Annotated in this window: 13 protein-coding genes; 6 read left to right on the top strand and 7 right to left on the bottom strand. The window is 49.4% G+C overall.

The window, feature by feature from the left end; genetic code table 11:
- Nucleotides 1–25: 25 nt before the first annotated feature.
- From L5M29_RS21200 to L5M29_RS21180, 5 genes are all read right to left on the bottom strand, one after another.
- The gene (locus L5M29_RS21200; protein ID WP_263169930.1) at nucleotides 26–1291 is read right to left on the bottom strand and encodes an efflux RND transporter periplasmic adaptor subunit; all 1266 of its coding nucleotides are present in this window, start codon (nucleotides 1289–1291) and stop codon (nucleotides 26–28) included.
- Nucleotides 1292–1301: 10 nt separating this feature from the next.
- Nucleotides 1302–2780: a TolC family protein gene (locus L5M29_RS21195; RefSeq protein ID WP_263169928.1), complete on the bottom strand. Its 1479-nt coding sequence runs from the start codon at nucleotides 2778–2780 to the stop codon at nucleotides 1302–1304.
- Between the two features lie 329 nt (nucleotides 2781–3109).
- On the bottom strand, nucleotides 3110–3553 hold the full coding sequence (locus tag L5M29_RS21190; protein ID WP_263169954.1) for a hypothetical protein: 444 nt from the start codon (nucleotides 3551–3553) through the stop codon (nucleotides 3110–3112).
- Between the two features lie 181 nt (nucleotides 3554–3734).
- Complete coding sequence (locus L5M29_RS21185) at nucleotides 3735–3944, bottom strand: DUF3012 domain-containing protein (protein ID WP_113939200.1); 210 nt, start codon at nucleotides 3942–3944, stop codon at nucleotides 3735–3737.
- Between the two features lie 36 nt (nucleotides 3945–3980).
- Entirely contained in the window at nucleotides 3981–4346 is a 366-nt protein-coding gene (locus L5M29_RS21180) for an STAS/SEC14 domain-containing protein (protein WP_105250333.1), read from the bottom strand.
- 136 nt (nucleotides 4347–4482) lie between these two features.
- On the opposite strand from L5M29_RS21180, the gene arfB reads away from it, so the two are divergent.
- The 4 genes from arfB to L5M29_RS21160 all read left to right on the top strand — a co-directional run bounded on the left by arfB (nucleotide 4483) and on the right by L5M29_RS21160 (nucleotide 6887).
- Complete coding sequence (gene arfB / locus L5M29_RS21175) at nucleotides 4483–4914, top strand: alternative ribosome rescue aminoacyl-tRNA hydrolase ArfB (RefSeq protein WP_011787977.1); 432 nt, start codon at nucleotides 4483–4485, stop codon at nucleotides 4912–4914.
- A gap of 288 nt (nucleotides 4915–5202) precedes the next feature.
- Nucleotides 5203–5643, top strand: coding sequence for a type II 3-dehydroquinate dehydratase (gene aroQ / locus L5M29_RS21170; protein WP_263169926.1), 441 nt, complete (start codon nucleotides 5203–5205; stop codon nucleotides 5641–5643).
- 35 nt (nucleotides 5644–5678) lie between these two features.
- Nucleotides 5679–6128, top strand: a complete 450-nt coding sequence (gene accB, locus L5M29_RS21165) for an acetyl-CoA carboxylase biotin carboxyl carrier protein (protein ID WP_263169924.1) — start codon at nucleotides 5679–5681, stop codon at nucleotides 6126–6128.
- Nucleotides 6129–6209: 81 nt separating this feature from the next.
- Complete coding sequence (locus L5M29_RS21160; RefSeq protein WP_113939203.1) at nucleotides 6210–6887, top strand: SDR family NAD(P)-dependent oxidoreductase; 678 nt, start codon at nucleotides 6210–6212, stop codon at nucleotides 6885–6887.
- Between the two features lie 54 nt (nucleotides 6888–6941).
- On the opposite strand, the gene L5M29_RS21155 is transcribed toward L5M29_RS21160, so the two are convergent.
- Nucleotides 6942–8165, bottom strand: coding sequence for an MFS transporter (locus L5M29_RS21155; RefSeq protein ID WP_105250336.1), 1224 nt, complete (start codon nucleotides 8163–8165; stop codon nucleotides 6942–6944).
- Nucleotides 8166–8295: 130 nt separating this feature from the next.
- Nucleotides 8296–9105 (bottom strand): hypothetical protein, encoded by an 810-nt coding sequence (locus L5M29_RS21150; RefSeq protein WP_263169918.1) that lies wholly within the window; start codon nucleotides 9103–9105, stop codon nucleotides 8296–8298.
- 159 nt (nucleotides 9106–9264) lie between these two features.
- Here L5M29_RS21150 and ubiD point away from each other — a divergent pair, with 159 nt between their 5' ends.
- Together ubiD and fre are read left to right on the top strand one after the other, a co-directional pair.
- Nucleotides 9265–10746, top strand: coding sequence for a 4-hydroxy-3-polyprenylbenzoate decarboxylase (gene ubiD / locus L5M29_RS21145; RefSeq protein ID WP_263169917.1), 1482 nt, complete (start codon nucleotides 9265–9267; stop codon nucleotides 10744–10746).
- A gap of 114 nt (nucleotides 10747–10860) precedes the next feature.
- A complete protein-coding gene (fre, locus tag L5M29_RS21140; RefSeq protein WP_263169915.1) occupies nucleotides 10861–11571 on the top strand; it encodes an NAD(P)H-flavin reductase in 711 nt (236 codons plus the stop codon).
- Nucleotides 11572–11678: the final 107 nt, after the last annotated feature.

Here is an 11678-nt window from a genome sequence, read left to right as displayed (position 1 = left end):
AATCTCCAAAATAAGGGCGCTCATATTAGTGGGCGTGAATATCAAAGCCCGCTTTCGCCTGCTCGGATGCCAAGAAGAACGCGCCAGCCACCACAACCTTGAGCTGTGCCTGTTGGGCTTTTTCAAGCTCAGGTCCACGCACTAGACTCAAGCCGCGTTGACGCTGCACCACTTCTACCTCAATGGACTCGAAGCCATCCTCATCTTGAATAAAAATCTGCCAATCGCCATCGCCGCCACGGGTCAACGCTGCATCGGGCAGCACTATGCCACTGCCGTTTGGATCGGTAGTAGAGCCAGCAAAGTAAAGTTCGGCAAATTGCCCCGAATGCAACACATGATCAGGATTGGGCATACTCACCAGCACTTGCTCGGTGCGCGTTACGCTGTCGAGTTCATGGGAGCGACCGATTATCTTACCTGCCAACGTCTTATCCCCTACTTGCACTAAAGCTGAACTGCCAACCTGGATATGCGTAGTTTGAGTTGGGGTTAACTGCGCCTCAACCCATAAATAGGATTCATCGGTCAGTTGCATTAAGGGTGTGCCCGCGCTAAAAACTTGACCTAGCATGGCGATATCCTGCTGCACTCGGCCGTCAATTGGCGCTAAGAGTTGATAACTGCCTATGGCTTCAGGCGTCGATTCCAGTGCACGAATTTGCGCGGGCGTCATCTTAATGGCCTCTAAAATCGCCCGTTTAAGTTCGGCATCCACCTGCGCCTGCATCCGCCGACTGACGCTAACTGCACCTTCACTCATGCGTTTGACTCGACTCCATTCGGCAGCGGCATTAATGTAGTCCGCCTGTGCCTGCGCAACGGCTGCGCCACCCAAGGTAAGTAAAGGCTCACCTTTTTTCACTTCTTGTCCCGGCACCACATGGCGCGCCAACACACGCACATCGAGCTGCGGCGCAAGGGTCGCGGTTCGATCGCGATCCACCACTAAGGTCGCCGTCGCCCTAATATCGAGATTCAAATTGGCTAGGTTCAAGCTATCGCTCGACAAAGGTAACAAGCTAATCCCCGCCAAGGCTTGCTGCGCTTCGGTCAATTTCAGCGCCTGTTCGCCGTGTTCATCCGCCGGCGCCGTTTGCGTTACCGAATCGCCGCTTGCCTTAGCGATGGGTGCGTGATCACCGCCAGCCAATACAGGCTGAGCGAGAAATGCCAGCGTGCTCAGCACGAATAATGCGAGCGCGATTTTTGATAGGTTAAACCGACGCTTTTCAGGCGTCGTTACAGCATCCAGTTGAAGGATATTTTCGTGGTGAGTATTTGAATTCATTATTGTGACCTCATGGGTTTACTGTGCGTGCGGTGGTATTAGATGTTATCGAAGGGACTGAGTTGAGCTTTTCGATAAAAGGCATAAGCTGGCCGCTTTCGCCCATCCAAGTTAACCAACTTTGATAGATAGCCGTTTCTAGGTTTAAGCCCACCAAATAACTGGCGGCTAACTGACGACGGCTCTGTAAGTACTCACTCGTACTCACATCCCCCGCCTGCCATTGTTGGCTTAAGGATTTAGCGGCTTTAGCACCTGACACTTGCACTAACTCACGCCAGTCTTGGTAACGTTCAAGTAAACGCGGTAACGCATAGAGGAATTGTTTCTGCTTAGCGGTAAGCACTCGCTCACGGGCAAGATAGCCTTGCTCCGCGATAGCGATGCCCTTATCGGCTACGGCTTGTAACTCACTGTAGTTATTGCGAACTTGTAGAGGAATCGACACGCCGACACCGAGCTTATTGTCCGTGCCCTCCTTTTCAGCGCCTAGGCTAATAGTCGGGTCAGCTGAAGCTTCCGCTTTGACTTGCATGACATTAACTCTGGCGAGCAGCACTTGCTGATAAGCACTCGCCAGGGCTGGCAAGGCTGATTTAGAGGTGCCCAACTCGGCCGCTGGCGCTTGCTTAGCCTGAGTCACAAAGAAATGGATCTCTTTGATAAACTCACTAAAAGCGAAATTATTATCCCCAAGTAATTCAATTACTTTGCCATCGGCCACTAAGGCCACCTGCTCGGCTAAGGCGTAGTCGGCAGTATTAGAGGCGACTTCGAGTTGTATCAATTGCAGCTCGACGTTGGATAAGTCCCCCGCCGCCAATCGCTGCTCAGCAATATTGAGCTGCGCCTTGGTGAACCTTAATTGCTGCTCGGCAAAGGTCAGCGCCTTACGGCTTTGCGCCTGTTCTGCCAAGGCCAGCAAGCGTTCGGCTAACATTTGGCTACGCTCTAACCCTATGTCCGCTAAAAGGATTTGCGCTTCAAGCTCGGCACGCTGCGTCGCCACGCCGCGCTTGTCGCCCCAATCGAGGGTTTGGCTCAGCCCTAAGCTATAAGCATCTGTATCAGCATTTTGATAATTAAGCCCAAGTTCTGGGTTATACACAGCGCGATCTGCCGCCTGAATGGCCAGTTTGGCCTGTTGCTGCCTTACAAGCTGTGCCTGAACTTCAGGTAACTGATTGAACTGTGTGAGTAACTCAGGCAACCATAGGCCAAAGTTGACATGTGCCGTGTCGGTTTCTTTGGCGGGTAAGCCCAGTGATTGCGCCTTAAATGCCTCAACTTCAGCGGCTTTGATTTCAGGGGAATTAGCTTCAGAGGCTTTGGTTTCAAGGACCTTGACTTCAAGGACATTGACTTCAAGAGAGTCATTTTCTGCCGCGAGGGCAAAGGCTAGCAATCCGGCGGCCAATACTAATCCGCAGCTAAACAAGCCCGATCTAAACAGACAAACTAAAGTACGGGCGAGAATCGTTTTTTTCATCGCAAATCCTAACAATATCGAATGTGGATCGGCTGACTTTTGCGCCCAAAGCGAAACGGCTAGATGTGAGCTTCATTTAAATAGCTCAATGCAAAGCAATCATATCGTTCTGGGCATGGCAAATAAGCGCCGATCGAATCATCCCGCCAAGCAATACAGTGCGCGGCTAAAAAGCCAATGACGGCTCCAACAGTTAACGCTGCGAGCATCAGTTCAAGCATATCTTTTGGGGGATGAACATAACGGGCTTATCACGCGGCAAAATAGAATGAGATCCAATCAGATGAATCAATCGTCCTAGGCCGAGAAATAAGCCGAATATTGGAGAATTAAGCGATAGGAGGGCGGTATTTAGGTAAATTTTCAGGCGGGAAATAGGATACATCGGTAGGCAGATAGACACTTTCTAACGCCTGTACAGGCTGACTCACTGCCTGAGATAACAGTGCCACATGACCGCCATGGCATTGGCAGTCGAGGCATAGGTCAAAATCTTGTATTTCAGTGGTTTTAACTAAGTGGGAATGAAATCCGCTGCTTTGGTTTTCACCCGCGTGATTACTGGTGACACCCGTGGAGTCCGCAAAGCCTAGGGCTTGCTCACTTGGGCAAACGCAATCGACACATTGGGCCAAAGTGGTTACTTGGGCACTAAATTGCAGATGGGGATGATTCTCAGCTTCTTCCGCACCATTGCCCGCATGTAACTGATGCGCACCCATATTCGCGCCAGCAAATTGCAGCACGATAATGGCTATCAGTAGGGTCACCATTCGAGTAAAAAATGGCTTAGCGGTAGAATTCAAATATCACCTATAGCAAATAAAGGATAACGGAACATCTGACCCGTATGATAAACATAAGTTCACAGCTCGCAAGCAAAGTCTTTCAAGCTGTGATCTCTAAAGGCTAACGCTGACTTAAACACTCAGTGCTTATTTAAATGCACAGCACTTATTTAAATACACAGTGCTTAGCATAATCAGCGGCTTCGTTAGCAGTCCAATCGCCAGACGGCTTATTTTTCATCTGTTTACACCAAGCATCACTGCCCACTTCTGGCGCGCAGGCACTCAGTCCAGCGGTAAATGCCAACACTAACGCAATCGCACTGACCTTAGAAACTGTCAGTGAAGAAAAAGAGCGCGATTTCAATAATGACATACTTAATTCCTTGTAAATATGGCCTTAATTAGACCATTAAATATTCGAACGCTTAGTGATCCAAGCAATCGCTTTGGCTTTCTGTTCGAGTGGAAACCAAGCCACTTCGCCCTGCATAAAAGGTCCGAGTAAGCGCACCGCATTTCCTACCCAATCAGGGCCGCCCACAAACACTAAGGCTTCAAAATTCGGTAACTGGACTTCACCACTACCAGTCAGCGACTCAAATTCCCAGCCTTCGAGTAACACATCCGCCTCAATATACAGGCAAACTTGGCCCCAATCCTTACGATAACTCTTAATCGCAGGCTGTAAACGGGTCCGATAATCGGTGGAGGATAGTCGGCCACTGGCAAAAAGACTGATAACACCCTTAGCAATATCGGGGATTTGGCATAACATAGAGGCACTCCGAATCGAGAACACTTTTGCAGGCAATGGCTTTAGCCAATGCAGCGGCAAAGAATGCGCCCGATGATAACAAATCTATTGGAAAGCCATAAGTCATTATTGATGGCTTCTCAATCCATGCTGAAAAATGCCTAAGTTTGCCATGATAAAAATCTCAAACCGTGTGGAACTTCAGGAAAATGAAATCGAGTGGCAATTTATCCGTTCGAGTGGTGCAGGCGGCCAGCACTTAAATAAAGTGTCCACCGCTGCGCAGCTGATTTTCGATATTAAAAGCTCATCATTACCCGAGTTTTACCAAGAACGCTTGCTCAACAAGGCGGATCACCGCATCACTAAAAGCGGCAAAATCATTATCAAATGCCAAGCGAGTCGCAGCCAAGATGCCAACCGCCAAACGGCGTTGGAGCAATTTATCGCCTTGGTTGCCAGTGTCGGTGAAGTGCAGAAAAAACGCATCCCCACCCGCGCCACTAAAGGCAGCCAAACGCGGCGATTAGAGACCAAGAAACAAAAAGGTGCCACTAAGGCCATGCGTCAACAGAAGAGTGACTATTAACTTAGGTGACAGTTAACTTAGATGACAATTAACTTAACTGATAGCCAACTTAGGCAATTGCTAACTCAGTACCAGAGAAATAACCGCAATTGAACCCAGCCAACAATGGCACAGGATTTCAAAGGTATAATCGGCTCGCACATGATCAGCTCGCACACAATTGACTAACCGATAATGCAAAATCGATTTGAACAGGTTAAGTTAGTGGCCTATGTAGAAAACTGAATTAAATTTATTCCAACTTTAATCCCTGCATTAATCCCAAGGCATGTCGTAAAGGAAAGCGCAATGAGTCACAAAATTTTGCTCGTCAATGGCCCCAATCTCAACCTCTTAGGCCGCCGCGAGCCCAGCGTTTACGGTCATCAGACCTTAGCCGACATAGTGGTGGAGTTAAACCTGCAAGCACAACAGGCGGGAGTTGAGCTCGAACATATTCAGTCCAACGCCGAATTTGAGCTAATCAATGCGATTCATGCAACCGATGCCCAGATGATTATTATCAATCCCGCCGCCTTTACACACACCAGCGTCGCCCTGCGTGATGCCCTGCTTGGCGTGGCAATTCCTTTTTTTGAAGTGCATTTATCCAATGTGCACGCCCGTGAAGCCTTTCGCCACCATTCCTATTTTTCCGATAAGGCGATAGGCGTGATTTGCGGTTTCGGTTCACAAGGTTATGAGTTTGCGCTGGCGGCGGCCATTAAGCGGCTCAACCAACCACAGTAATCCCATTCAATAGCGTGCTTTGCAAGGGCAGATAAATGGCAATGGATCTTCGTAAAATTAAAAAACTCATTGAGTTAGTACAAGAATCTGACATAGCAGAACTGGCGATCACCGAAGGTGAAGAATCAATTCGCATCACCCGCTACAGCCCTATGCCAGCCAATGTGCAATCACAGCAAGCGATCCCCAGAGCACCTGTGGCGCCTTTGAATGAACAGGCAAAGCAAACAGACATTTCGCCAAGTACAGAAGGTTTTGTACAAGTCTCACCTATGGTCGGCACTTTTTACGCGGCGGCAGAACTCGATGAGGTGCCGCTGGTTAAAGTCGGTCAACGTGTGAGCCAAGGTGAAGTGATCTGCATTATCGAAGCGATGAGAATGATGAATCCCATCCAAGCCGAGCGCGATGGCGTGGTCAGCACTATTTGGGCCAAAGACGGCGATGAAGTGGCATTCGATCAGCCACTATTTACCTTAATCTAACCGCTCGCCTTCCCATGAATTGAAGCGCACTTAGATTTAAGATGCGGTTTTCAAACCAAGACAGCATTAACCGAGGTCACTATGATATTAATTACCGGCGCCAGCAGTGGTTTAGGCGCGGCGCTCGCATCGCTCTACGCCAAAGAGAATGAAGCACTGACACTCACAGGTCGCCATGCCGAGCGCCTGCAAACCGTCGCCAATGCATTAACGCCTTTCTCCAACAAAACTATCGCTGCTATTACCGCCGATCTCGCCAGTGAATCGAGTCTCGAAGCCCTGTTCGATGGCCTAACGCAAGCCCCTAAAACCGTGATCCACTGCGCGGGCAGCGGCTACTTTGGAGCGATTGAAACCCAAACCGCCAGCGATATCCAAAGCCTGCTCAATAACAATGTCACCTCGACGATTTTGTTAGTGCGGGAATTAGTGAAACGCTATAAAGATCAAGCGGTCACTGTGGTTGTGGTCATGTCCACCGCAGCACTGGCCGCCAAGGCGGGAGAATCCACTTACTGCGCGGCAAAATGGGCGGTACGGGGATTTATCGAGTCGGTGCGATTAGAGCTTAAACAAAGCCCAATGAAGTTGATTGCCGTGTATCCCGGCGGCATGGACACAGGCTTTTGGCCCAGTAGCGGTAAGGCTTTAGATACCTCAAGCTTTATGTCCGCCGATGAAGCGGCAGGCATGCTCAAACAAGCCTTAGTTGCCACAGAGCATGGTTATATCGCCGATATCACCATACAAAGGGGCTAAATGTGCGGATTCGAGACGCAGAATATGACCACTGCGTCTCTTCCTTAGCACTCGCTAGTCGGCGCAGTTCGCTGTGTTTAGAGTAACGACGCGACGGCTTTCTCTGTGGGTCAACCACCACATCAGCAGTCCTCCCAATGACAACAAAGACGCCGCATAACCTGTCGCGGCAATGCCTTGTCCAGACAGTATCACTAAACTGCCTACCCAAGGCCCAATTGCATTGGCAAGATTAAAGGCGCATTGCACTAAAGCGCCTGTCATGGCCTGTCCATCAGGTGCCACATCCATCAATCTGGCTTGCACAATAGTGGCAAGCCCTAACCCACAACCGACAAAAAATACCACGGGCATCAGCGCCCAGTAATGTCCGGTCAAACTCGGGTAAATCGCCAACACCACAGTGCTTAACACTAACGACCAAAACGCCGCCGCTAAGGCCGACTTATCCGCCGCCCAACCACACACTAAGGTCCCAAGTGTTGCGCCAATACCAAATACCGCCATCATGATTGGGATCTTAAACGGCTCGACTTGCGTCACTTGGATTAAGGTTTCAGCCAGATAGGTATACACGCAGAAGATACCGCCAAAGCCAATGGCCGCGATGCCTAGCGTCAGCCAGACTTCACGATTTTTAAGGGTTTGTAGCTCTTTTTTGGGACTCGCATCAGCGGGCACGGCTTGATTAGGTGCTAAAAAATACACCATTATCGCGGTAATGGTCGCTAAAATCGCCACTATGCCAATGCCCGAGCGCCAGCCCACAGTTTGCCCCATCCAAGTCGCAAACGGCACACCGATAATCGTCGCCAGCGTAAGACCAATAATCACCCGCGATACGGCGCGGGCCTTCATTTCTGGCGGCACTAAAGAGGCGGCGAGCAACATAGCCACGCCGAAATAAGCGCCGTGGGGCAAGCCGCTGAGAAAACGAAAAAAGATTAACCAATTCAATGATGGCGCTAACGCACTTAAGCCATTGGCCACCGCCATTAACCCGGCTAAGGCAATCAAGAGTGTTCGCCGTCTGACCCTAACGGCCAGCACCATGATAATCGGCGAACCGACCACAACCCCCAACGCATAGGCACTAATGGCATAACTCACATGGGCAACCTCTACCCCTAAATCGCTCGCGATATAAGGCACTAAGGTCATGGAAGCAAATTCTGTGGTGCCTAAAGCGAATGTTCCGAGTGCTAAAGCAAGTAACACCCATAATGTACTGGCGCCCTTATGCTGATTTTGGGCAGCCTGATTTCTAACAGTATTCAAACCTCTTCTCCGCTATGCTATAAAACGACAACTAGCTGATAAATAACTAATAAAAAGATAATAAAAGATGATAAATAAATTGGAGCCCACTAAGGGGCTCCAATTTCTCAGTCATTTACGTAATGTAAATCTATCTGACTAACTGTTCTTGATAGGTTTGACTGTTCCAGTCGTAGGCGTAAAGCGTGCCTTGCCACTCGTAAAGTGTACGACCATCCTGCTGCACAACCCTAGCATTGCTCGGCAAGCTAGACACACTGTGCGGTGCGCGTGGGCGCGGAGTCGCAGCTGTTTTGCCTGTGCCGTTACTAGTTTGCGACACCAGTTGCCCAGTCGATTGTCCGGCCATATTTACAGGCATACTCGACACCATACGGCCTTCACTCGCAGAATACTGCATACTGGTTGTTACCCGTACAGGTGCAGAAATGGCCACAGGTTCATCGTCGTAGGCCATAGGAATCGACAAACCTATGCCCGAATAGGGCGAGTTCCAGTAATTTCGAGCGTAGGCGTCACGCGACGTATTCCAACCCCAATCATTGTTCCAATGGGTGTTCACACCATAACCGACATTCCAACCCGATCCCCACCCCGTAGCGAGCCCTAAACCCAGTCCTAAACCCCAAGGGTAATAAGGTCGATAATAGGGACGATAATGGCGATTATCTTTACGCACATGGCGGTTGTCGTAATAATTGTCATGACGATTGTTGTAATGACTATCGCCACGACTGTGGCTATCACGATGACCGTGACGTTCGTCTTGATCCGAATAGCCTCTATTTCCGGCCACCGCCACAGTCGGCACACTGAGCGCCCCCAAAAGTGAGATCCCCACGGCAAGCGATAAAACCAAGCACTTTAGCGACCGCTTATGCGCGCCATGTGATTGAGTTTGAACACACTTTTCTTGAGCAAACCATACAGGAATATTCATATAAACCTCGAAATAAAGGGCGTAAGCGAGATCTATCGCGACTTACTGGTAACCATTTTACGCTTCCTAAGCTTGAAGATCACTGAATTGGTTAACCCTAAAACAGAAAAATGCTATAGTGCGCGCCACACGGATTTTCATTGCAGAGGCTATTTCCACATGAGTTTTAAGGATTTACGCAGCTTTATTGATCATCTGGAAGCCAATGGCGAACTCAAACGCATTAGCTACCCAGTTGATCCTCATTTAGAAATGACAGAGATCGCCGATCGCGTATTACGCGCTCAAGGCCCTGCGCTATTATTTGAAAATCCCAAAGATCATCACATGCCCGTGTTGGTAAACCTGTTCGGTACGCCAAAACGTGTGGCCATGGCGCTCGGTAAAGACGATCCCTTAGCCCTGCGCGAAGTGGGCGAACTGTTAGCCTTTTTAAAAGAACCCGAACCACCACGGGGCTTTAAAGACGCGATCGCTAAGATCCCTATGTTCAAGCAAGCCTTGAATATGCCGCCAAAGACAGTGCGCAATCCCCCTTGTCAACAAGTGATCAAAACCGGCGATGAAGTCGATTTGACCCAATTACCTATTCAGCATTGCTGGCCGGGCGATGTCGCACCACTGGTGACATGGGGCTTAACCATCACCAAAGGCCCGCGCAAGAGTCGTCAGAATTTAGGCATTTATCGCCAACAATTACTGGGTAAAAACAAGCTGATCATGCGCTGGTTATCCCACCGTGGTGGCGCGTTAGATTTTGCTGATTTTAAACAACAATTCCCCGGTGAGCGCTATCCGGTTGTGGTCGCACTCGGCGCCGATCCTGTGACCATTTTAGGCGCCGTCACCCCAGTCCCCGATTCCATGAGCGAATACGCTTTTGCCGGTTTACTGCGCGGTGAACGTACCGAAGTCTGTAAGGCATTAAGCTGTGACTTAGAAGTGCCCGCCACCAGTGAAATCATCCTCGAAGGCTATATCGATCCTGAGGAACTGGCGGAAGAAGGCCCCTACGGCGATCACACGGGTTACTACAACGAAACCGATAAGTTCCCAGTATTTACCGTTACCCACATCACTCACCGTAAAGATGCTATCTACCACAGCACTTACACTGGCCGTCCACCGGATGAGCCCGCCATGCTGGGGGTTGCATTAAACGAAGTGTTTGTGCCGATTTTGCGTAAGCAATATCCTGAGATCGTTGATTTTTATCTGCCACCTGAGGGCTGTTCGTACCGCATGGCAGTGATCTCCATTCGCAAACAATATCCGGGACATGCCAAACGAGTGATGATGGGCGCTTGGTCTTTCCTGCGCCAATTTATGTACACTAAGTTTATTGTCATAGTGGATGAAGATGTGAACTGCCGTGACTGGCAGGATGTGATCTGGGCGATCACCACCCGCATGGACCCTAAACGCGATACTGTGATGATCGAAAACACCCCGATCGACTACCTCGATTTTGCTTCACCCGTTGCGGGCTTAGGCTCAAAAATGGGACTCGATGCCACCAATAAGTGGGAAGGTGAAACTAACCGCGAATGGGGCACGCCAATCGTGATGGATCCAAAAGTAAAACAAAAGATCGACTCAATCTGGGATGAGTTAGGCATAGACGACAGCCCAACCCTATAATTCAGCTTAAGCCATTACTCAAGTATCGGCTTAAGCCAAGAGAATAGGCCAATAACAGGCCTCTAAAGCGACACCTAGACACATACTGTTGAAGAAAGGTGCAAAGGAAGTTTGATGAAAACCATACGTTGTAAGATAGAGAAAGTTAACCCATTTAACGATGCCGTATATCAAGTATTGTTAAGGCCTGAAACCGCCTTCGATTTCCAAGCGGGGCAATACTTATGTGTTGTCATGGGTGAAAAAGATAAACGCCCCTTCTCTATCGCATCAGCGCCAAACGCCGAGCTGATTGAATTACACATTGGCGCCGCTGTGAGTGAAAGCTACCCAATGCAAGTGGTCGAGCGCCTGAAAGCCTGCGCCCTTGATGGCAGCACTATCGACATCGAAGCCCCAGGCGGCGAAGCCCACCTGCGTCACGAAAGCATTCGCCCTCGCCTGTTAATCGCCGGCGGCACAGGTTTCTCTTACATTAAAAGTATCATCGAGCACCAAATCGCCCTCGGCCAACAGGTTGAAACTATGCTGTATTGGGGTTGTCGCACCCAAGATGCCATGTATTTTGAAACCATCGCCCGCGAGTGGCACAACGCTCACCCTTGGTTACACTTCGTGCCAGTCATCGAAGAAGCTCCCGCAAATTGGCAAGGCAAAACCGCCAATCTGTTAGCGCAAATCAAACAAGATTTTGTCAGCTTAAATGGCTACGACATCTATATCGCCGGCCGTTTCGACATGGTGGGTGCAGCACGGGAAATCTTCCGTGAGATTGGTGTAGAAGAAGCACATCTCTACGGTGATGCGTTCGCGTTTATCAAATAACGCGATAATTTGTTAGCTTGGCTAGCTAACCTTTGCCAGCATAGGCTTAAATAATAAACCCCAGTTTTTACTGGGGTTTTGTTTTTACTTTCAATAGGACAATGACA

The sequence above is a fragment of the Shewanella sp. SM95 genome, from assembly GCF_025653595.1.
GTDB classification, from domain to species: Bacteria; Pseudomonadota; Gammaproteobacteria; order Enterobacterales; family Shewanellaceae; genus Shewanella; species Shewanella oncorhynchi.
Note: the sequence above shows the minus strand (reverse complement) of the source record. Positions and strands in the feature narration are given on the sequence as shown.